The 24711-nt window shown below is 64.3% G+C and carries 11 protein-coding genes; 4 read left to right on the top strand and 7 right to left on the bottom strand.

What is annotated here, in order from left to right:
* From KB874_RS23335 to KB874_RS22225, 7 genes are all read right to left on the bottom strand, one after another.
* Window positions 1-89, bottom strand: an 89-nt coding sequence (locus KB874_RS23335; protein ID WP_346346592.1) for a transposase, incomplete at its 3' end; no start/stop codon positions are given.
* A 227-nt stretch (window positions 90-316) separates the two neighbouring features.
* Window positions 317-964, bottom strand: a complete 648-nt coding sequence (locus tag KB874_RS22250) for a flavin reductase family protein (RefSeq protein WP_212538772.1) — start codon at window positions 962-964, stop codon at window positions 317-319.
* 1 nt (window position 965) lies between these two features.
* Entirely contained in the window at window positions 966-2423 is a 1458-nt protein-coding gene (locus KB874_RS22245; RefSeq protein ID WP_212538771.1) for an amidohydrolase family protein, read from the bottom strand.
* A gap of 19 nt (window positions 2424-2442) precedes the next feature.
* Window positions 2443-4143: a dipeptide ABC transporter ATP-binding protein gene (locus KB874_RS22240; protein ID WP_212538770.1), complete on the bottom strand. Its 1701-nt coding sequence runs from the start codon at window positions 4141-4143 to the stop codon at window positions 2443-2445.
* Window positions 4140-5045 carry an ABC transporter permease gene (locus KB874_RS22235; RefSeq protein WP_212538769.1) on the bottom strand — a complete coding sequence of 302 codons (906 nt, stop codon included), beginning with the start codon at window positions 5043-5045 and terminating at the stop codon, window positions 4140-4142. The genes KB874_RS22240 and KB874_RS22235 overlap by 4 nt, the downstream gene beginning before the upstream one ends.
* Complete coding sequence (locus tag KB874_RS22230; protein WP_212538768.1) at window positions 5042-6013, bottom strand: ABC transporter permease; 972 nt, start codon at window positions 6011-6013, stop codon at window positions 5042-5044. Before KB874_RS22230 ends, KB874_RS22235 begins: the two co-directional genes overlap by 4 nt.
* A gap of 24 nt (window positions 6014-6037) precedes the next feature.
* Entirely contained in the window at window positions 6038-7606 is a 1569-nt protein-coding gene (locus KB874_RS22225; RefSeq protein WP_212538767.1) for an ABC transporter substrate-binding protein, read from the bottom strand.
* A 255-nt stretch (window positions 7607-7861) separates the two neighbouring features.
* Between KB874_RS22225 and KB874_RS22220 the strand changes: the two genes are divergently transcribed.
* From KB874_RS22220 to KB874_RS22205, 4 genes are all read left to right on the top strand, one after another.
* Window positions 7862-8770, top strand: a complete 909-nt coding sequence (locus KB874_RS22220) for a LysR family transcriptional regulator (protein WP_249200747.1) — start codon at window positions 7862-7864, stop codon at window positions 8768-8770.
* 398 nt (window positions 8771-9168) lie between these two features.
* Window positions 9169-13257 (top strand): Ig-like domain-containing protein, encoded by a 4089-nt coding sequence (locus tag KB874_RS22215; RefSeq protein ID WP_212538765.1) that lies wholly within the window; start codon window positions 9169-9171, stop codon window positions 13255-13257.
* A gap of 796 nt (window positions 13258-14053) precedes the next feature.
* On the top strand, window positions 14054-14326 hold the full coding sequence (locus KB874_RS22210; protein ID WP_212538764.1) for a hypothetical protein: 273 nt from the start codon (window positions 14054-14056) through the stop codon (window positions 14324-14326).
* 334 nt (window positions 14327-14660) lie between these two features.
* Entirely contained in the window at window positions 14661-24515 is a 9855-nt protein-coding gene (locus KB874_RS22205) for a hypothetical protein (protein ID WP_212538763.1), read from the top strand.
* Window positions 24516-24711 lie beyond the last annotated feature (196 nt).

Raw genomic sequence — 24711 nt, 5'->3', positions numbered from 1 at the left:
TCACGGCACAGCTCGGCGGCAGGCACACCGCCCTCCACCTGGCGCAGCACACCCATGATCTGGGCTTCTGTGAAACGTGTCTTCTTCATTGGAAGCTCCTCAGTCATCCTGCCGAGAAAATTCCACGTCCGCATCCCCCTAAGATCGGGGAGGATTACCCGGTCGCTCTTCAAATGGCGGGCACATGATATGGCCGATCCACAGCAATAGAGAACTGCCGCTTAACCTGCAAATCGATCATAGCCAAGTTTTCTGTCAGTGTCGGCGCTGAGTCAAAGCAGCCGTTGACGCTGCGACCTGTTTATTGGTCCCGAGCCTAAGGATGCTCGTCGGCGGCTCGATCAGGTCTTCCCGGCATCGGCAGAACAACGGGAGGGTTCAAGACGAACTGGCGGTCGGCGACAATGTAGTTGTTCGCATGCAGCCGGGCAATCGGCTGGTAAGCGTCCGGAAGGACATACCGGCCCGAGGCGTCGAGACACGTGTCGCGGACGCTCATGTGGACGACTTCGCCCAGCACGATCGAGCGCGACTCGTATCGGATGATCTGCGTGACGCGGCATTCCATGGCGCAGGGGCTTTCGACGATTGAGGCGGGGGCCACGACCCGGGACTCCTTCCACATGAGTCCCGCCGCTTCGATCTCGTCGATCTCGGGCGGGTAGTGCAGACCGCACACGACCATGGCCTCGGCGATGGCCATGTCGACCATGTTGACCACGAACTCGCCTGTCGCGTCGAGATTGGCCATCGTGTCCTTGACCGCCCCGTCCGGCCGGTTCTGGATGCCGAGGATAAGGATCGGCGGCGTCTGCGAGAAGACGTTGAAGAAGCTCATCGGCGCCGCATTGCGGATGCCGTTTCCATCGACGGTCGAGACCAGCGCAATGGGCCTCGGGGCGACGAAACCGCATAGCAGCCTGTAGCGATCCTCGGCCGGTATCGTCGTGAAATCGAACTCCACGTCAGGGCGCTCCGCGTCCAGGGTTCATTCTGAGCGACGACCAGAAGCTGTCGGGCTCGATCAGCAGGTCGCGCAAGCCGCTGCGCTCCAGCATTAGGTCGGCCTCGCGCTGCGCTGCGTCCAGTACCTTGCCCTCGTCGACGCTCACGACCTCGCGCGCCCGCAGGCGCACCTTGCCGTCCACGATAACCGTGTGAACGTCATTCCCGTTGGCGAAGTTCACCACATGCGAGACGTGCATGTTGGCGGGGTAAAGGTGCGGCCGCCGCATGTCGACAAGCGTCAGGTCTGCCTTCTTGCCGACCTCGATGGACCCGATGTCGTCCTCCATCCCAAGCGCGCGGGCGCCGTCGATGGTGCACATCTCGAGCACCTTGCCCGGCGGCAGCCAGCTGGGATCGCGGTGGTGGCGACGGTGATAGTGCATGCATTGCTGCATGTGCCGGAACATGTCGCCCGAGCGGTCCGGCGCCGTCGCGTCCGATCCGATGGCCACGACGACACCTGCCTGCATCAGTTCGGTCGCCGGGCAGCGGTCGAAGATCGAGGCGATGGCGCTGGGGTTGTGGGCGATCTTGGTGCCGGTCGCGGCGCAGATCTCGATCTCTTCCTCGGTCAGCCCGGTCGAATGCGACAGCAGCGCCTCGGGGCCGAGAATGCCCATCTCCTGCGCATACTTGACCGAGCCGCGGCGGTGACCGTCCTGAGTGAAAACGACGCCGTGCTCGCGCGCCTTGCTCGAGACCACCTTCGCCTGCCGCCGCGCCTCTTCGAGGTTGGCCTCGCCCAGGTCCTCGACATGTTCTGCCCTCAGAGTCGGCGTCAGCAGGCAGAAATTGATCCGCCGGCCAAGGCTGCCATGGCGCCGCTTGATCAGGTCCAGCGAGGTCGCAAGCTGGCGGTCGAAGTCGACGGAAAAAGTTTCCTTCGTCTCGCCGGTCCACCGGGCATAGGTCAGCGGATGCGGCGGGCGTGTCGTGCCGACGGCCACGACCGACCGTGTCCCGACCTCGGCTACCCCATCGCAATGGGCGTCGCCGTAGTCGGGATCGTCCGTGCGCATGATCGAGTCCCCGCCACCCAGCAGCGAGATGCCAGTCGTCACGCCGAAGCGCAGCCGCTCGACCGCCGCCAACTGGGCCTCGGCGAACCAGAAATCGGGGGTCGAGGCAACCGTGTAGGCTTGCAGGCAGGCGTCGAACCACGCCGCCGAGTCGCCGCTGGCCATTGTCTTGATCAGACCGTGCCCGGCATGGGCGTGCACGTCGATGAGCCCCGGCAGGACGACCATGTCGCGCCCGTCGATGATCTCGGGGGCGGAATGGCGCGCGCGGATCTCGTCCGTCGGGCCGATGTCCGAGATGCGGTCGCCCTGCACCGCGATGGCGGCGTCATGCAGGACGCGCCGTTCGGGGTCCACGGTGACGACGACGGCGTTCGTCACGATCAGGTCTGCCATGTTCGATGTCCTCCGAGAGTCAGGCTGCGGGAGCCGCAAGATGGTCAAGTGTCGGAATGAGCGAGATGAGTTCCCGCGTGTAAGCGTCCTGCGGCGCGTCGAAGAGCGCTTCGGCATCGCCAAGCTCCACGATCCGGCCGTTCTTCATGACGGCGACGCGGTCGCACATCTGGCGGACGACAGACAGGTCGTGGCTGATGAACAGGATGGTCAGGCCGGTCCGGTCCCTGAGATCCTTCAGAAGGTTCAGAACCCGTGCCTGGACCGAGACGTCCAGCGCAGAGGTCGGTTCGTCGCAGATCAGCAGTTGGGGGCGGCTGGCCAGCGCCCGCGCGATCGAAACCCTCTGGCGCTGACCGCCCGAAAAGGCGTGCGGAAACCGCGAGGCGGCGTCGACCGGCAGGCCAACCGCCTGCAAGAGCAACTTCGCATCTTCGGTCGCGCTGCGGCCCCGGTCGGCCAGCCCGAAGAAGTCGATCGGCTCCTGGATCGCGGGGCCGACGCGCATCCGGGTGTTGAGCGACGAATAGGGGTCCTGGAAGATCATCTGGACCGCCCGGTGCATGGCTTTCGACCGACGCTCGCCCAGGCTTTGGCCGTCAAAGGCCATGCTGCCCTTCGTCGGCTTGATCAGCCCGGCGATGCATCCCGCAAGCGTGGACTTACCGCTTCCGGATTCTCCGACGATGCCGAATATCTCGCCCCGGCGCACCGAGAACGACGCCCCATCCAGCGCCTTGAACGGCTCGCCCCGTCCGAATAGGCGACCCGCGCCGTAGACGACGGACAGGTCCTCGACCCGCAGCAGATCGTCCGTGCCCGCCGGGCCGGTATCACGTTTTGCGTCGCCAAGAACCTTGGTCTGCGCTTCGCTTTCCGCCTGGTCGTGATCTCCCGGAACCGGGAAACGCGGCAGCCTGCGGTCCATGCGAGGGACCGCACCGATCAGGGCGCGGGCGTAGGGGGCGCGCGGCTGGGACAGGACCTCGCGCGTCGGGCCGCTCTCGACCATTTCGCCGTTCTGCATGATCGTGACCGTGTCGGCGATCTGCGCCACCACGCCCATGTTGTGCGTGACCAGCAGGACGCCGAGTTTCCGCTCGCTGGCGAGTTTCCGAAGCAACTCGAGGATGGTTGCCTGCACCGACACGTCCAGCGCGGTAGTCGGCTCGTCCGCGACCAGCAGATCCGGGTCGCAACTGAGCGCGGCGGCGATGACCACTCGTTGCCGCTGACCGCCGGACAGTTGGTGCGGGAAGTGTTTCAGCCTGCGCTCGGGATCGGGGATTTCCACCGCACGGAGCAGTTCGAGCGCCCGCGCCCTCGCTTTCCCCCGGTCCAGCCCGAGGTGAAACCGAAGCGTTTCGGACAACTGGCTTTCCACGGTGAACAGCGGGTTCAGGCTGGTCATCGGGTCCTGGAAGATCGCGCCAATGTCGCGGCCCTGTCTGATGCCCTGGGCCCGCCCCGTCGTGATGTCCACCGCCTTGCCGGCGACCGAAATCGACCCTGCCGCGATGCGACCCGGCCGGTCGAGAAGCCCCATGATGGCATTCCCGACGGTCGATTTTCCCGCTCCGGATTCTCCGACAAGCGCATGGATCTCGCCCGGCGCGATGTGGAGCGAAAGGTCCTTCACCGCGACGAATGAGTCGCTGTCGGGCAGCGGATATTCGACGCGAAGGTTGCGGATATCGAGGGCCGGGACAGACGCGGTCATTTGCTCCCCCGCAACTTCGGATTGAAGCGGTCGCGCAGCCAGTCTCCGGTTATGTTCGTTGCCAGCACCAGCGACACCAGCGTGACGGCAGGGAAGACGGTGATCCACCAGATTCCCGAGAAGGCATATTCGTTGCCGATCCGGATCAGCGTGCCGAGCGAGGGGTAATCCGGCGGCATCCCGACGCCAAGGAATGACAGCGTCGCCTCTGTCAGGACCGCAGCGGCGAGATTGATCGTCGAGATAACGAGGATCGGTCCGATCACGTTTGGCAGAATGTGCCGGAACAGGATCGACGGCATCGGCAGCCCCATGATCCGCACAGCCCGGACATAGTCGCGCGATGCCTCGACCATGGTGGCGGCACGGACCGTCCGCGCGTACTGGACCCACTCGTTGATGCCTATGGCGGCGATTAGGATGATGGGCGCCCAGAACACGCTGTCTGCGTCGGGAATGACAGCCCGGGCAATCCCGGCCACCAGCAGCGCCAGAAGGATTGTCGGAAGACTGAGAAAGACATCCGCGATCCGCATGACAAGCGCGTCGACCCATCCCCCAAGGTAACCGGCCAGAAGCCCGAGCGAGACCCCGATCGTCGCCGCAAGCAGGACCGCGCCGGCGCCGATCAGGATCGAGATGCGCGCGCCGTAAAGGATCGCCGACAGCAGGTCGCGTCCCTGGTTGTCTGTGCCCAGCAGGTATCGCGGGTCCCCGCCTTCGAGCCATGACGGCGGCAATTCGGCATCGATCAAGTTGAAGCTGGCGTTATCGGTCGGGTCGACCGGCGAGATCAACGGAGACAGGATCGCCGCGAGGATGATCGCAAGGCCCACAAGTGCCGCCGCCATGACATAGGGCGGCATCGGCAGACGCTTGCGGCGGATCGTTCCGGTCTTCATGCCGCCCTCGCGCGCAGACGGGGGTCGACGACCACGTAAAGCAGGTCGACGATGGTGTTGATCGTCACGAAGACGAGGCCAACCAGCAGTAGGTAGGACGTCATGACGGGGATATCCACGAAGATCACCGCCTGCATGAAGAGCAGGCCAAGACCCGGCCACTGGAACACGGTCTCGGTCACGATGGCAAAGGCGATCAGCGATCCCACCTGGAGACCCGTCACCGTGATGACCGGCAGCAGCGCGTTCCGGAGCGCAAGGCGGAAGATGATGTAGCGTTCGGGCAGCCCGCGAGCCCGGGCGAACCGGATGTAGTCGGTCGAGAGGATATCGATCATCTCGGACCTGACGAGGCGCATGATGAGTGTCAGGGAATAGAGTGCCAGCGTGATCCCGGGCAGGATCAGCGCCTTTATCCCGCTCCAAGTCAGGAAACCGGTTGTCCACCAGCCAAGGTCGACGGTCTGCCCCCGTCCAAAGGAGGGCAGAAGGCGAAAGCTGACGGCGAATACGAGGATCAGCAGGATGCCCGTCACGAAGGTCGGCACCGAGATGCCCACCAGGGAAACGCCCTGAATCGCCCGCGACAGCACGCCGTTCGGATGCAGCGCGGAATAGACCCCTAGCGGGATGCCGATCAGCAGCGACAGGGTCGTGGCGATCAGCACCAGTTCAAGCGTCGCCGGCGCCTTTTCCGCGATCAGCGTCGCAACCTCGCGCTGGTTGCGGAAACTCATGCCGAGATCGCCTTGGACGACTCGCCCGATGAACCGCGCATACTGAACATAGACCGGCTGATCGAGGCCTAGCCGCGCGCGCAGCTCTTCCTTTTCCTCGACCGAGGCGTCCTCTCGCGACATCAGCTGGACGGGATCGCCGACGAAACGGAACATGAGGAAGGCGATCGCGGTCACGGTCAGCATGACCGTGATGGCCTGAATGAGCCTGGAGATCAGGATTCCGACCATTGGACCGCCTTCCCCTTTGTCAGGTCAGTTGACGTTGGCGAACCAGAGGCGGACGTATTCGTCCGGGAACTGGGGAACCGCGACACCGTCGCGGATCGCCCAGGCGACCGGCTGCTGGTGCAGCGGCAGGAAATACGCCTTGTCCCGCGCGATGGTCAGCGCCTCTGTCAGCATCGCGCGGCGCTTGTCCTCGTCCAGTTCGACGGCGGCAAGCTGGTTCAGCTCGTCGATGCGCGGGTCGCTGAGGCCGTTGGGGTTGTTGCCGCCGCTGTTGCCGTCACGCGTGGCGAGAATGGCGCGCAAGACGCTGAACCCGTCCATCGCTGGCAGCGTCGCCCAGCCCAGCATGTAGGCGTCGGTCTCGCCCTTGTCGACCTTGGGGAAATAGGTCGAACGGCTCTCGGTGTTCAGGTCGACGGTAAGGCCGATCCGCTCCCAGAACGCCTTGACCGCCACGCAGATCTGTTCGTCGTTGATGTAGCGGTCATTCGGGCAATCGAGCTTTGTGCTGAAACCATCGGCAAAGCCTGCCTCAGCCAGCAGCGCCTTGGCGCCTTTGGGATCGTAGGGCAGCGGCACGTCCGCCTCGGCCGAGTAGCCCGGAACGGGCGGCGCGACGAGGATGCCGACGGTCCGCGACTTGCCGCGCATGATCTTGTCGCGCAGGCTGTCGTGGTCGATCGCGTGCCAGAGCGCCTTGCGCACCCGCTCGTCCTTGAGCGGGTTGGGCTGGCCGGGCATGGCGTGCAGTTCGTCGCGGTAGTTGAAGCCCAGGAAGATCAGCCGCAGCGCGGGTTCCTGGATCACGCTGAAACCGTCCGACGCCTCGAGCCGGGCAATGTCCTGCAGCGGAACCGGCGCGATCATGTCCAACTCGCCGGACAGCAGCGCGGCGACGCGGGTCGCGTCGGAGGTGATCGGCCGGAACTCGATCGAGGTGAGGTTGTGTTTCGGCGTGTCCCACCAGTTCGGGTTGGCGGACATGATCGTGCCCACGTCCGGCTGGTAGCTGTCCAGTACGAAGGGACCGGTGCCGTTGGCATTGGTCGAGGCAAAGGATGTCACGCCGGTGGTGATATTGCCCGGGAGAACCGCGTCGTTCTCTTCCAGCCATTCCTTGTCCATGATGAAGATGCCGGACAGGTCGTTCAGCAGCAGCGGATAGGGACCCGCCATCAGGAAATCGACGGTCATGTCGTCGACCTTCTCGATCCCGGTCACGGTGCTGAGGTTGCCGCGCGCCCGCGCGTCCGGGTGCAGCAGGCGCTCGATGGAGGTTACGACATCGTCGGCGTTGAACGCGTTGCCGTTGTGGAACGTCACTCCCTCGCGCAGCGTGAACCGCCACCGGGTCGGCTCGACGATTTCCCAGGACGTTGCCAGGGCCGGTTCGATGGACAGCGTCTCGGACCTGCGCACGAGCGGCTCGTAGACGTGATGAATGACACTGGCAGTGAAGCTCTCGGTGTGCGCGTAGGGATCGAAGGTGACGATATCCCCTTGCGAAGACCAGCGCAGCACTTCTGCGGACAAGGGCGCTGCCACGGTCGCCATCATGAGCGCCGTGCAGGTCAGTCTGAAATTCCTAAACATTTGCGACTTCCTCGCTGTTGGACCCTGTCTGGACCCGGTCACGCCCGGCGGTCTGTGCGATCGAGGCCGCTTCTGGAGGCGCGATCCGTTTCTCCGGGCGGGCGTCTTGGAGCTCCGCCCCGAAACATCCGGACATCAGGGTTTCAGGGAACCACACGGTTCCGAAATCTGGCAACATCATCGACAATCAAAAATTCTACACTTTGTATAACCTGCGGTTATTCTGAGCGCGAAACAGGCGGGGTTTTGGCGCCGATGCTCAATCTACGGCAACTTGAGATATTTCGTGAAGTCATGCGGACACGAACGACCATCGGCGCGGCGAAGGCACTGACGATCTCGCAGCCCGCGGTCAGCAACGCGATCCGGCAGATGGAATCGCAGGTCGGCATGACGCTCTTCGAGCGAACCGGAAACCGGCTTGTCCCGACCCCCGAGGCCGAGGAGATCTTTCGCGGCTCGGAGGCCGTGTTCAGTCTCTACCATGCCTTCAGTCACAGGATCGAAGGGCTTCGCCGCCGCGAAGTCGGGGAATTGCGCATCCTGGCGACGCCCCCGATTGCGAATGCCATCCTGCCAGGCGCCTTGCGATCGTTCCTGGGGAACCGCCCGGATGTCAGGATCAGCATCGACACGCGACGCGTCGACGGTGTAATCGAAGGGGTCGAAACACGGATGGCCGACATCGGTCTCGCGGTGATGCCCCCCGAGCGTGACTATATCGACGCGATCCATGTCGCGACCGGGCAAATGGTCTGCGCATTTCCGCCCGGGCACCCGCTGGAAGACAAACTCGCGGTGACCGTAGACGATCTGCGAAAATACGCGCTCGTGGTCTACGAGCCCAAGAGCCGTTTCAACCTGATGCTTCAACGATCGTATTTCTCGGCAGATCTTCACCGGAACATCGTGGCCGAAGTCCGCTACAGCAGCCTTGGGTGCCTGTTGGCCGAAGCCGGGATCGGTGTCACGATCGTGGATTCCTTCACCGGCATGTCCGGCGACCGCTATCGGCTCTCGTATCGTCCGCTTTACCCTAGGCAAGAGATCAAGGCCTATGCCATGGTCCTGCGGGGAGAGAAACCGAAACGCCTGGTTTCGGCCTTCCTCGACGAGATGGCCAAGCTGGACTGGGACGAAGACCCACGAGAGCAGTCGAGTTGACAGACCGCCTTCTGAGCGGGTGGCTGGGCTGACGCGGACACCACATTAGGTGCAACGGCCCGTTCCTCGTCAGCCTTGCAGTTTTCTCGCCCGGCCGTATCGCATGGGGGCCTGCTCCAATCGGCCAGCGCGGCGTCGCGTGGCCCGGAGAAATCGAGCCGTGCGACGCAGGGGATGACGCTGCCGCAGCGGTCTGCATGAACCATCCCGCTAGCGACGAGCGAATAGTCTAAGGCCACTCGATCGGGGCAGGCCAAGGCCGGCGCCAAGCGTGGCGAAGCAGTGCAATCGTTCAGACTACAAGAACTAATACTTGTTCAACGATACGTTGTCGGCCACGCTTTCAAAGCGCAGGACCCTTCAGAGCGATGTTATTGTCACATTTTTAGGAGAAAATCATGGCGATCATCATTGGCACGTTTCAGGCTGACAATGGCATTCTCAACCCTCAACTGGAAGGGACAGCATCCGCTGATTTCATCGCTGCCTTCGACGGTGATGACCTTCTTCTGGGCCTCGCCGGCGCCGATACGCTGGACGGTGGTCTTGGCGCGGACACGATGATCGGCGGTTTCGGCAACGATTTCTACCTCGTGGACGATGAGGGCGACCGGATCGTGGAAGACGCGGCAGCCGGCAACGACACGATCCGATCCACCGTCGATTTCGCGCTGTGGCGGTATGGCCAGAATGTCGAACATCTCGTGCTGCTTGGTGCGGTTGGACTGGTGGGCGTCGGAAATGCGCTCGACAATTCGATCACCGGCACGGCGGGCGATGACTGGCTGAACGGAGGCGCAGGCGACGATCTTCTGATTGGCGGCGGCGGCGCCGATGTGTTCGCGGATTCAGCGGGCGCCGACACGATGCGGGGAGGCTGGGGTTCGGATACCTATTACATCGACGATGTCGGCGACGTGATAGAAGAGGCCTACGGACAGGGCCACGACGTCGTAATCGCCTCTGTCAGCTACGAGATGCGGCGCGACGGCCAGCACGTCGAGGACCTGATCCTCGTCGGACGCGATGACCTGACCGCGACCGGCAACGGCAAAGGCAATCTTATCAGCGGCAATGCCGGCAACAACCTCCTGGACGGTGCCTGGGGCGACGACACGCTGATCGGCGGCAAGGGGAATGACACCTATATCGGCGGTCGTGGCGACGATCTCTTCGTGATCCAGCAGGTCGGAGACCGGGTGGTCGAGGCCGATGGAGAAGGGGTGGACACGATCGAGACGCGGGTCAGCTACGCCATGCGCCGCGACAGCGACTTTACCGAGAACCTCGTGCTCAAAGGTCGGGACGATATCGACGGAACGGGAAACCGGCAGGACAACCTCATCATTGGAAACGATGGCGACAACCGTCTAAACGGCGCTTGGGGCAATGACACGCTGATCGGCGGCAACGGACGCGACATCTTCATCGACGACGCCGGCAGCGACTCGATGGTCGGCGGTTCGGGCAACGACCTTTTCTATGTCGACGATGCTGCGGACGTGGTGCGCGAAGAGGCGGGCGAAGGCGACGACACCGTGCGCGCCAGCGTGGATTACACGATGTGGCGTGACAGCCAGAACACCGAGCATCTTGTCCTGACCGGCGACGGCGATCTGACCGGGATCGGCAACCGTTCGGACAATACGCTGCTGGGGAATGCCGGGAACAACCGGCTCGATGGGATGCAGGGCGACGACACGCTGACCGGGGGCATGGGAACCGACACGCTGTTGGGCGGGGCGGGCAACGACCTGCTGGACGGCGAGATGGCGGACTTCGACGGTCGGCAGTTCATCAGCGGCGGCGGCGCGGAGGGCAGTTTTGGCATCTACAATTACAGCAATATCCGGATGGCGCTGTATTTCGTGAATTTCGATGGCTCCTTGCTGCTCTACGGCCTTCTCAATCCGGGGGCCGGCGGCGTTCAGGGCACATTTTCCGATCACAACTGGGTGCTTTACGACGCGGATCGCGGCACTCCGGTTCATTACCTGGGCAACAGCGCCTTCGGCGGGCGGTTCGATTTCACCGGCGATGCCGACCTCTTCGAGGGCGGTTGGGGCGACGACACGTTCCTCGGCGGCGCGGGTGCCGACACGATGATCGGTGGAGCCGGTTTCGACACGGTCGACTATGCCGCCTGGACGCAGGCGATGACGATCCGCCTCGATGGCGACATGAGCGTCGGTTCGGCTTTCCCACGCCAGACCCTGCAGGGCATCGAGCATGTCATTGCAGGCAGCGGCAACGACTCGATCACCGGTAGTGCCGGTGGCGACCTGATCGAGGCGCGAAACGGCGATGACCGCCTAATGGGCACCACGGGCAACGACACGCTGGATGGCGGAAACGGCACCGACACGGTGGTCTACGACGCGCCGATTTCCGAGTTCCGCGGCACCCTGCTGGACCCGGTCGGCGGCGCTCGGGCCATTTCGCTGGAGCACCGGCCGCCATCGGGGCCGGGCTATGGCACCGACACCCTGATCGGGGTCGAGGTCGGGATCTTCGACGGTGTGACCATCAGGCTCGACGGCACCAACAACGCGCCGATCCTGGGCGATGACACGATCACGACGGACGAGGACAGTTTCGTCGCGTTCCTGAACCTTCTGGACCTGAACGATCTCGACCCGGACAGCTACCTACCTGTCACAGGCGACATGCCTTTGCCCACGACGACCTACGACGACACCAGCAGCATCGGCAGCGTCTTTGTCGGAAACCTCCTGAATCCGCCGGGTTACGACCCGTCGGGCCAATTCGAGTATCTGGCTGAGGGAGAGACCGCCATCGACACCTTCACATATACGGTCAATGACGGACGCGGCGGTGTCACGACCGCCACCGTGACCGTCATCATCGAGGGCAGGAATGACCTGGACACACCGGTGACCGACACGATCGCCGCGCCGGTACAGCGCGACGACACCCTGTTCTGGGACGAGGCGACCGGCCGTTTCATCCAGATGCGCCAGCAGTTCCGCATCGACGATTTTGCCGTGCTTGTCGGAGCCAACGACCTTGGCGACGGCGGCGACGAAAACAACATGACCTTCTTCGAGAGTATCGGCGGCACGGCGCTGCCGATCGGAGAGGGCTTTGGGCGCACGGCGCTTGGCGCGTCCTTTGGCATGCAGAATGGCGACCTGGTCTGGACGGTGGACAAGGATTTCGGAACGGCACGACGCAGCACGGCGCTGGCCGACGATCAGGTCCTCTACGGGTATCGCGGTGGCGACGGCCTGACTGCGGCCGCGCGCGTCGACATGGATGTGGACTACCGGACGAAAATCGTGGCCGATCCGGTCGCGATCCCGGCCATTGCGGGATTGCGTGGCGGAGACGGCGCGGACGGAGAGCCGGGTGGAACCACCAACAGCCTGCTGTACAACGGTGCAGACGGTGCGGATGGCACGGCGGCCGTCGCCCGTGCAATCCGTAACATCGACACGAACGGCAGCGCCAACGACGACATCATCTTCGGTGTCGACAATGTGACGGCTGGCACCGGCGGTCGCGGCGGAGACGGCGGCGACGGGGCGGCCACCGTGATTGTCACGCCGGGAGGGCTGGGTGGGACATTCGGCACAGGCGGCGTCGTCCTTGGCGGCGATGGCGGCGACGGAGGCATGGGCGGCAAGGGTGAGTCGCTGCGCGTCAGGCTCTTCGGCAACGATGGCGACGACCTGATCTTCGGCGGGCTTGGCGGCAAGGGCGGGGTCACGGGCGTGGCCGGTACCAACGGCCAGGACGGCGCCGATTACGATGCGGCCCAGCAAGGTGGCACGGGTGGCAGCCCCGGACAGGGCGGTTCCGGCGGCGACGCGCTTTACCTGATCGACGGCGGCACCGGGAACGACGTCATCGTCGCGGGAAAACTGCAGGATTACTTCGGCAGCGGCGTATCGCGATACGAACTCCGCGGAGGTGCCGGCAACGACACCATCTTCATGCAGACCGCGGATTTCGACGGCAACCGGCCGAACAGCCGCTACCTTGTCTACGGAGACGACGGCGACGACATGATCGTGGCCGAGGTCGATGCTCCTGCAGGGTTCCTGTTTCCGGGTCAGCAAAGAACCCTCATGGACAATCATCGCACCATCGACGGCGGTGCAGGCTGGGATACATTTGTCTTCTGCGATGACGTGGCTTCTTCGCTGACCAACATCTCGAATGTCGAGGAACTGGTCATGTCGAACGGCACTTTCAGTGGCCTGACCTATCAGGTCACCGCCGCGCAACTTGCCGCAATCTCGGGTGGAAATGCCCTGCGCCTCAGCGGCGAAACCGGGCTCAAGGTCTTCCAGCTTGAGGAAACGACCGGTTGGTCGCGCGACAACGTTGTCGCCGGTATCGGTGGCGAGTTTTACCATCAATGGCGCTATGCGCCGACGGACTTCGTCTTGCAGGTCCAGATCGATCTGAACGACATTGACCACTACTTTCGCGTTTCGGTCGGCTGGAACGATTTCGGCTAGGCTGCGAACCTGGCGGAATGGAGAGGCTTTGAGACGGTGCTGCAATGATGACCTGAACACGGTCCAATCAGGTGGCCGCTTTTTAAAGACTACTGGCAATGGACCGCCGGAACATTTTGGAAGCGACCACTTTCCTCCTGAACATTGCTGGCGGAAGCATCCTTTTGGGGGGATTTAGTCCTGCGCGGCTCTCTTGACGCTCATAACCGACAAATGAATGTCCAGTGGTAGTTCAGCACAACCAAAGGTCGGGTTTATGCTGCTCTCCCCTCGCGGCAGCGCACTGTGCCGATCTTGCGGTGTCGAAGCACAAGCTGATGGAAGGGCATTTCTGGTAGAGGCAACCATTATCCGCGTTGATCTCGGAAAGAACTCGTTTCAGGTACACGGTGCCCATGCCGACGGGTCGGGATAGAGTCAGAGAAGCTGCCGCGACTCCAGTTGGGTCGTTTCGCTACCAGTCGCGACTGAACCGAATGACCGCTCAAATAATAAATATAACCAAATAAAACAATGATTTGGCGGCAGAGAACGTTCGACGTCAGGCCCCCCTCCGCCATTATACCTGTTTCGAACACGGACAGGCTACCCGTCGTGGCGCGGAAATAGTCGTGTTTTCAAAGGGCTTTGCCTTCCCCATGCGAACCTCTGAGACTGTGTGGCAGGTCCGGTCCGGGCTCTGAACGGCTCACCCCTTTGCTGGCTGGTCGGAACTGCGCCTGCGGGACTGCCTCGACCTGCCGCACATCGCCCGGGCGCCCCGCCATGGCGTGCGCAACTTGCTGGATGCCGCCGCATGGCGGATCGGGGGCAGTTGTTCCCCTTGGTCGAAACGGAAGGCTTCGAGCTGATCCGCTACTCCGTCAAGCGCGAGGGAACCATCGGATTTCAGGGGCTGATCGGCTTGTCCGGTGCCGTGGCCAAGGGGCTTTGCGTCTGTCCGATACCGCTGCGTGACATGCCGCTGGGCAGCCTGCTGCTGGGCCAGATGCGCGGCCGGGGTCTGTCCGTCGCCACCTCGCGGCTCGGCGACCCGGTCTCGGTGGCGCTGGCCTCTCGGGTGCAATGACAGGGGCCCTGCCTCGCGCGGGCTGCATCGACTGCATCGAACGACCCGGGCCAGTCGACGCAAGACCGTGGCGAGGCACAAAGGCCGGTGCCGTTGCCGGGTGCGGATTGCATCACTGGCAAAGGCCGGACGATTCACCTGATATGGCACAGGCGAGGTCGACAAGGAGAGATATTTAAAGGTTAAACAAAAAAAATGGACTCAATCAGATCGGTATGCAACGGTATCCAGAAGTAAGTCGGTCAGGGCCGTCTGCCTCCTGGCTCCGACGAGTTCCTTTTTGCGCATCATCTGGCGAGCAATTCGTCCAATTCCCGTCGAAGAGGAACCTTCCATGGCCATTACTAACACCTCTTTGACATTTGAAACCGAAGGCCAATCGCTCTGGGGGCCGGGCGCGGCGATCAACCTGTATGTCGATACCGGATCGACCCTGATCTACGACCCGGACGAAGTGGCCAAGTATTTCGGCATCGATCTCTGGATCATCGAAGCCGGGTTCACGGCCTATCTCGACATGAAATTTGGCCTGCTGGCCTGGGCCAATCTGGGCCGCTCCGGGTCTTGGGACGCGTCCTATGAAATCGATGTCTTCGTCAACCATCCCAACGCCATCCTTGGCGGCGACGCGATGGTCTTCGACTTTTCGAACTACGACATCCTGGCCGCCGAAATCGAAAGCCTGGGGTTCGGTGCGGGCGATGACGGGATCGGAGCCGGCCTGAAGCTGATCCTCGGGCTCGAGGCCGGTGTGCGCGATATCTATGTCGACTGGCCCTGGCCTGCGGGCGACGACAATTTCGGCGGGTTCAAGCTGATCGACATCGATCACGAGATCGATCTCATCAAGGTCAATCTCAAGCTGCCGGAACTCGAGATAGAACTGACCGAAGGCGTCAAGCTGACGGCCCGTCTGCCGCAGGGCGCGGATACCGAGGGCGAAAGCGAGCACTCCGGCCTTGTGTCGGGCGAGGGGACGTCGGACACGAACTTCCTTGAGCTGTCGGCGGACCTGGACGAGCTGCTGCTGAAACTGCTGGGCAAGATTCCCGAACCGACCACGCAGGCCGTCGTCAAGTTCCTGGGCGAGACCGTCTTTGCCGAACATGAGTACGACCTGGGCGACTATGTCTCGTTCATTCCGAACGGCAAGATCGGGCTCGAATTCACCTTTGTCGATGTCGAGCTGACCGCCGGCCTGGCGTTGACCGAGCAGGTCGACCTCGACATCCGGCCGCTGGACATCCCCGGCGGCCTGACCGAGGCAGAGCGGCTGAACCTTGCGGATATCGACATCCTCCTGGTGTCGGACAACGGCACGCCCGACAACCCGTTCGACGACATCAGCACCAGCGGCAAGCTGGGCAGCGTGCTGACCTTGCCGGCGCCCCGCACCGTCTTTGACAGCCAGGGGCGCGATACCGGCGCCGTGCCGAGTTTCGGCACCGCCACGGTTTCGGCGGAATACTCGATCGCCCGCGCCAAGTTCGAACATGAAATCGGGCTGGCGCTGACCTTCGGGATCGAAATCAACATCCTCAAAGGCGCGCTCAATGGGTCCTGGGTGCCGTCCTTCCTCGAGGTGGAGTTCGGCCCGCTGCTGAAGATCGAGTTCCCCGACGAGGAAGATGGCGGCTGGGAAATCGGGCTTGGCAAGCTGTTCGATCACGGCTTCGAGGTCGACGGTTCGGTATTCAACACCGAAACGGCGGATTACGAGGTGTTCTTCGTCCAGCCCGAGATCGCGCCGACCGACTGGAATCCCAACCTGCCCGGCGCCGAAGAGGCGATCTACGGCTATTTCGATGCGATCTTCGAGCAGCAGGAAAAGACCTTCGAGGAGTTTTCCGACGCCAGCTTCCAGAACCAGCCCGGCAGCCCGCCGCCGGTGGGCGTTCTGGATTACCGGAACGCCTCGGTCTATCCGACGAAGATCTTCTTTGCCTGGACCGGTGCCTTCAATACCGAGGTCTATGTCAACGAGACCAACGGCAGCGTCATCATGGCCGATATCGCCGTGCCGGCCACGGGCGGCGGCCTGGTCAAGGACAACCTGCGCGTCATGGCCGGGAACCGGATCGGTTTCGCGGAATGGGGCCAGTTCGACAGCCCGTTCGCGGTGCTCTACGACCAGGCCTATTATTCCGGCTACACGTCTTCGCTAACCTACGAATACTTTGGCAAGACGCTGGTCAGCCACGGCCCGACCAACGTGCAGGGCGAGGACCTGGGCGACGTTCTGGCGCTCTACAAGGGCGGCACCTATTACGATGGCGGCGCGAACCTGAACGGGCAGCACGACGTCTTTGTGGCGAATTTCGCGGCCTACTACCCGAACACGGCGATCGAATGGGACCTGGCGGCGGCGCTGAACGCGGGCACCGGCGTGACGCTGGCCGGCGAGGTCGACGTCTACAATGTCGAGGCGATGGCGATCATCACCGGCTACGCCGACGACTTCATCGTCGCCGCGGCAAAGTCCGACGTGATCTTCACCGGTGCCGGAAACGACATCGTCAAGAACCGCTACTACGTGATCGACAACGGCGTGACGATCACGGACACGTCGGACGACTACATCTCTCTCGGGGTCGGCGATGACACGGCCCTGATGGAACTGGGCAACTTCCTTGGCCCGTATACCACCGATTTCGTCGACTGGGTGATCGGCGGGCAGGGCGATGACCACGTCTTCGTGCGGTCCGGCCTCCAGGGGCTGCGCTACAACGTCAGCCTGTATTTCGAGTCCGGGGGTTTCGGTACGTATTCGACCATCGCCGGGGCTGACGGCATCGCCTCGACGGCGTCTCACGGGCAGCTTGCCAGCCTGCTGGACTACGCGCTGCGGGGCATCGAGGGCGAGTATCTGACCGGCGACTACACCGGCAATCTCTGGGAGGCCAACACGCCCGAGGCCTGGATCTCGATCCAGAACGGCGCGGACCGGCAGGGCGAGATCCGCATCGCGCGGGACGTCGAGTCGATCTCGATCATCATCGACGAGGGCTCTCCAGACCAGGGCCAGGGCGACGACCTGATGCTGTTCATGGGCGGCACGCGCTATGATGGCGGCGTGTCGGGGCTGGACACGTTCGTGGCCGATTTCGGCGCCTACGAATGGCGCCTGGGCACGCGCGGCGGGGTCCAGATCGACGCGGGCGATCCCGACGGCGACAGCTATTTCGGCCAGACGATCATCAGCCGCATCGACCGCCTGCACGTTCACGGCACGTCCGAGGCCGATGTCATCTATGGCGGCGCCTACGAAGACCGCATCTGGGGCGAAAGCGGTGACGACTTCCTGTCGGGCGGCATCGACGAGGCCGCCGACATCATCGAGGGCGGCAGCGGCAATGACCGCTTCTACTGGGCCGACAATGGCAACGACACCTATTTCGGCGGTGCGGGCGTCGACATCCTGACAATCAGCGCCGACCAGGTCGCCGACGACCCCACATCCGGCTCGACCTCGCCGGACTACAAGTTCGGCGGCAACCACGCCTACACCTTTTATGATGGCGCCGGGGACGTGATCGGATACGTCGACTCAAGCAGCGACGCCGACGATCTCATCGTCATTCTGGACGCGCTGCGCGACGGTCTGGTCGCATCCCAGACGTCGTGGTTCGGCGACAGCACGCTGACCTATTCGGAAATCGAGCAGATCAACTTCCGCGCCTCGTTCGACGGCAACGATGCGCTGATCTACCAGGGCGGCCTGGTCTATGACGCGGGCGAAGCGATGCTCGGCAACGACCGCGACCTGTTCGCCGCCGATTTCCGTGGCCAGTCCGCCGGGATCGACTTCGAGATCGGCGGCCGATACGAGACGCAGACCGGCAAGGTTCTGGCCAACGGTGTCTTCATCAGCGGCGTCGACCGGGCGGTCATCCTGGCCGGCGACGGCAACGACATCCTGACGGGTGGCTGGCTGTCCGACGCTTTTGTTGGCGGCGGCGGCAACGACATCCTGTTCGGTGGCGAAGGCAACGACACGTTGCGCGGCGGGCAGGGCAACGACACGTTCTATTACGACGGCTTCGGTTATGACGAGATCGAGGGCGGCACCAACGCGCCCGGAGAGCCGGAACTCGACCACCTGATCATCGGCGGCTTCAGCGGCTATGCGCGCGTGGCGCTGCTGGATGCGGCGGGCGAGGATATCCTGACCGCGAACCGCGGCATCGTGCGCTGGGACAACAGCCGGGAGGATTTCCACGACCTCGCCCTGAAATCCCTGATCGCCGATACGGTCCAGTATTACAGTTCCACACCCGGCAACCCCAGCGCCTGGTATGGCCGCTCGCTCACCCACGTCACCTACCGCGAGATCGAGGCGGTTGATATCGCCGGGACCGGCGAATTCGACGACGTGATCCTCTACCAGGGGGGCGCGGGATATGTCGGCGGCGAACGCGAGGGCGACGCGGACATCTTCGTGGCCGACCTGCGCGGCTTCTCCGAAGATCTCACGCTGGACGTGACGGTGCCGGGCGGCGTCGGCTACGATATCGGGCAGGGCACCCAGGTCGCCGGTTTCGAGCGGATGCACGTGCTTCTGGGCTCGGGCAGCGACATCTTCGTCGGCGGCGACCTGGACGACGCGGCCTTTGGCGGCGCGGGACAGGACGAACTGTCGGGCGGGCTGGGCAATGACTGGCTGGTGGGCGAGGCGGGCGAGGACCTGTTCGACCATGTCGGCGGTCACGACACGATTTCCGGCGGGTCCGGCAACGACGTGCTGGCGCTCAGCGACATGACGAACCCGTTCACTCTGCGCTTCCTGGATGCGGCGGGGCAGGCGATCGGCCCAGCCTTCGACCTGGCGGGTGGACAGCCGGACCGTTCGGCTTTTGCATCCCTGTTCGCCATGTCCGGCGCGGTGTTCACCGTGCAGGATCACGGCGCCAGCCGTGTCACCTATGACGGGATCGAAGAAATCACCGCCTCGGCCGGGGCGGGGGCAGATGTTCTCATCAGCGGCACGACGCAGGGCGCGCTGTTCGGCGGCGACGGCGACGATGTCCTGATCGGTCAGGGCGGCAACGATTTCCTGTCGGGCGGCGACGGCAACGACACCTATGTCATGGGCGCAGGCTTTGGCGAGGACATCGTCTTTGGCGAGACCGGCGGTTCCAACCGGATCCTGTTCACCGCCTATGCGCGGGCCGATCTGGACTTTGTCATCGACGGCAACGACCTGCTGGTCAACGCCGGAACCGACAGCCTGCGGATCCTGGGCTATTTCGCGCAGAATGCGACCGTCGGGTTGAACTTCGTCTTCGACGCCACCGACCAGGTCTTTACGCAGGTCTTTTCCGCGCCTGCCTCGCTGGCGGCCTCGGCCAGCGGCACCGCGGCGCCGTTCCTTGGCGACGGGATTACTCGTGTCGGCACAGATGGCGACGACGATTTCTACGAGCACTCCGAGCGCTCCGATGTCCTGCGCGGGTTCGGTGGCGACGACTTCTTCGAGTCGAGCCTTGGCGCCGACCTGCTGGATGGCGGCGCGGGGCGCGATGCGGTGTCATATCTGCGGTCCGGCGCGGGCGTGCAGATCGACCTGACGGCCTTCCGCGGTTTCGGCGGCGAGGCCGAGGGCGACCTGCTGGTCTCCATCGAACATGCCGACGGCTCGCTGTTCGACGACCTGATGATCGGCAACGCCTTCCGCAACAACCTGTTCGGCAATGACGGCGACGACACGATCGAGGGTCTGGGCGGCGACGATCACCTGACCGGCGACGAGGGCCACGATTCCGTTTCGGGCGGCGACGGGCACGATCTGCTTTACGGCGGGGATGGCAACGACACGATCTCTGGCGGTGCGGGCACGGACTATCTCGACGGCGGCAAGGGCAACGACCTGCTGGACGGCGGGGCACAGGCCGACATCCTCGACGACGGCATGGGCGACGACACCGCCTATGGTGGCGATGGCAACGACTTTTTCCGCTACGGGGCAGGGGTCGACACGTGGTTCGGCGAAGCCGGCCGCGACACGGCCGATTTCGACGCCTTCGCCCACGGCATCCGCGCCAACCTCGCAGTGCCGGGCGGCATGGTGCGCTCGCGCCTCGCCACCGACCTCGACCCGTCGCGCGGTCCCCTCGTCGACCTGGTGACGCTGACCGGGTTCGAAAACCTGCGCGGCAGCCTGGGCAATGACGAATTGCTTGGGGATGCGGGCGACAACCAGATCGAGGGCAACCTCGGCGCCGACATCCTCGTCGGCGGCGACGGCGTCGACACGCTGCTGGGCGGCGCCGGCATCGATACGCTGGATTACAGCCAGGAGGCCGGATTGCTCGGCGTCAACGTGCTGATGAGCATCGCGGACCAGCATGCCTATGACACGTTCGGCAATCGGGACATCGTCGGCCAGATCGAGGTCGTCATCGGCACCGACCGGGACGACTACATGGCGGGCGGCGCCGAGGATAACATCCTGTATGGCCGCGGTGGCGGCGACAGGCTCGACGGTCTGGACGGCGACGACTGGATCGATGGGGGGGCAGGGGAGGACACGCTGCAATCCGGCAATGGCGACGACACGCTGGTCGGCGGCACCGGCGACGACCTGGTCCGCGCGGGCTGGGGCGATGATTTCATCGTCGAGGGCGAGAATACCGGCAACGACACCTATTACGGCGACCAGGATTTCGACACGGTCAGCTATGCCGCCGTGGCGGGCGGAATCACCGTCGACCTGCGCCTGAACGATGGCCAGGTCACGGGCCCCAATGTCGATGCCGACAGCCTGCGCAATGTCGAGAACATCATCGGTGGCGCCGGTGACGACACGATGACCGGCAACGACGAGGCGAACTGGTTCTCCTACCTGTCCGGCTTCGACCGGTTCGACGGGCGCGGTGGCATGGACACGGCCGTGTTCAAGTATTTCGACGCCGCCGTCGAGGTCGACCTGGCGGCGCCCTCGGTGGCCCGGACGCAGGATGCGCCGGACCTGGCCTCGGGAACCTGGCGGCAGATCGCCAGCCTGACCGCGATCGAGAACGTGATCGGCAGCGTCCATGGCGACAACCTGAACGGCAACGATGGCGACAACGGCCTGTATGGCGAGGCGGGCAACGACACGCTGGCGGGTGGTCTGGGCAACGACTCGCTCTTCGGCGGGGCCGGGAACGACCGGATCATCGGCTTCTCGGGTGACGGCGCGAACCTGTTCGCCGGCGGCGACGGCATCGACGTCCTGGACTATTCCGACAATGCCGAAAGCGTCGTGGCCAGCCTGCTCGATGGCGACGGCGACGATACCGTGGCCGACGTGGAATGGCTGATCGGGACCGATCACGGCGACTACCTGCTGGGCAATGACGGCGACAACACGATCCAGGCGGGCCTTGGCGATTACGACCTGATCGAGGCCGGCGCTGGCAACGACCTGATGATCTATACCGGTGGCGAGGATTACTTCTACGGCGGGGCAGGCATCGATGCGGTCGATTTCAGCCTGTTCGGCTTTGCCATCCTCGCCGATCTGCGGGAGCGCAACGACACGGTCCTCACGGCCATGACCTCCAGCCATGTCGGCGCCACGACCCTTGCGGCGGTGATCTACGACATGGATGTCGAGAACCTGATCGGCACCCGCTTTGACGACCGGCTGATCGGCGACGATCGCGCGAACCTGTTCAGCGATGGCGAAGGCGACGACATCGTGCAGGGCGGTGGCGGCGATGACGGCTTCGCCTATGCCGACGGGACCGACGACTGGGATGGCGGCGCGGGACGCGACACGGCGAATTTCTCGAGCTTCCGCTTTGCCGCCGATATCGACCTCGACACCGGGGTCATGCGCTCCAGCAATGCGACGGACCTGGCCGGCGGGGCGCTGACCGCGCGGGTCACGATGACCGCCATCGAGTATGCCATCGGCAGCAGCTTTGGCGACGCGCTGCGCGGCGATGCCGCCGACAACGCCCTGTCGGGCTGGGCCGGCGACGACACGCTGGACGGACGGGACGGCAACGACACGCTTTTCGGGGGCGCGGGCAACGACCTGCTGCTGGCCGGTGCGGGCGCTGACAGCCTCAACGGCGGTGACGGCGTCGACACGCTGTCCTATGCCGACTCGGACGCCGCCGTGACGGTCGATCTGCGCGCCGGGAGCGGTGGGGGCGGTCACGCCGAAGGCGATAGAGTCGAGGGGATCGAACACCTCATAGGCAGCGCCCATGCCGATATGCTGACCGGCGACGGCGGTGCCAACACGCTTGTGGGCGGTGCGGGCGACGATACCGTTGCGGGCGGCGGCGGGAACGACGTGTTCCTGCATGGCGGCGGCGAGGACAGCTGGCAAGGTGGCGACGGGCAGGACCTGGCCGATTTCGCGACGCATGGCGCGGCGATCGAGGCCGACCTGCTGGCCGGGCAGATCCGCACGCAGGACGCGCCCGACCTGTCGGGCTCCGTCTGGCGGATGCTTGCGCATGTGACCCATCTCGAGAACGTCACCGGCACCGCCTTTGCGGACAGCCTGATCGGCGACGCGCTGGCCAACCACCTTGCCGCCGGGGCGGGCAATGACCGCCTGTCGGGCGGGTCCGCGAACGATACGCTGGACGGCGGCGCGGGCGACGACACGCTGATCGGCGGACGGGGCGACGACGACCTGAGAGGCGGCGCGGGACGTGACCTGGTGAGTTACGAGGATGCCATGACCGGCGTCTTCGCCTCGCTGCGGGCGCCGGGCGTGAATGTCGGTGATGCCGAGGGCGACACCTATGTGGACATCGAGGACATCGCCGGCTCGGCGCTGGACGACACGCTGACCGGCGACAACGGCGTGAACATGATCCTTGGCGGCGACGGGCACGACAGGCTGGACGGTGCCGGACACGACGACGTCCTGGACGGCGGCGACGGCAACGACACGATCATCGGCGGCAAGGGCCGCGACCGTGCGTTCATGGGCGGCGGCGCTGACCTGTTCCAGGACAACGGCCAGGGCGGCAACAGCGGCCGCGATACCGTCTATGGCGGCGATGGCAACGATACTGTCCAGGGCGGCAATGGCGACGACGTGTTTCATGGCGACGCCGGGAACGACAAGATCTTTGCCCGTCTCGGCAATGACGCGGTGTTCGGTGGCGACGGCGACGACACGATCGACGGTGGCGACGGGGCCGATACCGTCGTCGGTGGCAACGGGCGGGACAAGGTCTTTCTCGGCGGCGGAAACGATGTCTTCACCGACAACCAGGAGGGCGGCCTCGAGGGGCGTGACACCGTCTCGGGCGGCGGCGGGGCGGACACGATCCAGGGCGGCAACGGCGACGACTCGTTCTTTGGCGGCGCCGGGAACGACAGCATCCTCGGCCGGCTTGGCAACGACACGCTGTCGGGCAATCTTGGTGACGATGTACTGATTGGCGGCGACGGCGACGACGTGATCAGTGGGGCCGGCGGCAACGACGACCTGAAGGGCGACTCGGGCAACGACCAGCTGTTCGGCGGCACCGGGGCAGACACGCTGAGCGCCGGCACCGGCAACGATACCGTGACCGGGGGCGACGGGCGCGACCTGACCTACCTGGGCGATGGCGACGACCTGTTCATCGACAACGCGCAGGATGGCGTGAACGGGCAGGACACGGTCTTTGGCAATGCCGGCAACGACATCGTAGGCGGCGGCGCGGGCAATGACGAGTTCCACGGCCAGGACGGCAATGACCGCCTGCTTGGCCGATTGGGCGATGACAAGCTGTACGGTGGCAACCAGAACGACACGATGGATGGCGGGGACGGCAACGACACCATCGCCGGCGGAAACGGCCGGGACCGGGCCATCATGGGGGGCGGCAATGATGTCTGGTTCGACAACGCCCAGGCCAAGTTCGGCGAGGATTTCGTCTCCGGCGGCGCGGGCAATGACACGATCAACATGGCCGGCGGCAACGACACCGCAGAGGGCGGCTCCGGGGCCGATGTGTTCATCTTCGGGCGCAACATCGACGCGGATACGATCACGGATTACCAGGTCGGCGTGGATACGCTTCAGATCAACGCAAGGCTCTGGGGCGGAGCGCTGACGCAGGGGCGTCTCGATGCGCTCTCGTCGACGGTATCCGGCGCGCTGGTGCTGGATTTTGGCGACGGGGACAGCATCACCTTCGCCAACCTGTCCAGCAATGCGGGGCTGCTGTCGGACATCGTGCTGGGTTGAACGGAACGATGGCTGCGCGGACCTGCTGACGCAAGGGGCAGAGGGGCCTTTCGCGACGGCCAGACGCCGCTGATCGCAATACGGGGCCGGATGTGGCTGGCGGCAACCAGCCCGCCCGCCGAATTATGCCCTGGGGCTCTGCGCCGCCCCCGTCGCCCCCCCCCCCCCCGGGATATTCGAGGCCGGAAGAACCGCG

This window comes from Thetidibacter halocola (assembly GCF_018224955.1).
Lineage (GTDB): Bacteria > Pseudomonadota > Alphaproteobacteria > Rhodobacterales > Rhodobacteraceae > Thetidibacter > Thetidibacter halocola.
The sequence above is the reverse complement of the archived record's forward strand: the minus strand, read 5'-3'. Positions and strand labels throughout refer to the sequence as shown.

What these genes read in the sequence shown, in the direction of transcription:
- KB874_RS22245 (WP_212538771.1), bottom strand. Translation starts at nt 2,423, where the DNA reads ATGGCAGACCTGATCGTGACGAACGCCGTCGTCGTCACCGTGGACCCC.
- KB874_RS22240 (WP_212538770.1), bottom strand. Translation starts at nt 4,143, where the DNA reads ATGACCGCGTCTGTCCCGGCCCTCGATATCCGCAACCTTCGCGTCGAA.
- KB874_RS22235 (WP_212538769.1), bottom strand. Translation starts at nt 5,045, where the DNA reads ATGAAGACCGGAACGATCCGCCGCAAGCGTCTGCCGATGCCGCCCTAT.
- KB874_RS22230 (WP_212538768.1), bottom strand. Translation starts at nt 6,013, where the DNA reads ATGGTCGGAATCCTGATCTCCAGGCTCATTCAGGCCATCACGGTCATG.
- KB874_RS22225 (WP_212538767.1), bottom strand. Translation starts at nt 7,606, where the DNA reads ATGTTTAGGAATTTCAGACTGACCTGCACGGCGCTCATGATGGCGACC.
- KB874_RS22220 (WP_249200747.1), top strand. Translation starts at nt 7,862, where the DNA reads ATGCTCAATCTACGGCAACTTGAGATATTTCGTGAAGTCATGCGGACA.
- KB874_RS22215 (WP_212538765.1), top strand. Translation starts at nt 9,169, where the DNA reads ATGGCGATCATCATTGGCACGTTTCAGGCTGACAATGGCATTCTCAAC.
- KB874_RS22210 (WP_212538764.1), top strand. Translation starts at nt 14,054, where the DNA reads ATGGCGGATCGGGGGCAGTTGTTCCCCTTGGTCGAAACGGAAGGCTTC.
- KB874_RS22205 (WP_212538763.1), top strand. Translation starts at nt 14,661, where the DNA reads ATGGCCATTACTAACACCTCTTTGACATTTGAAACCGAAGGCCAATCG.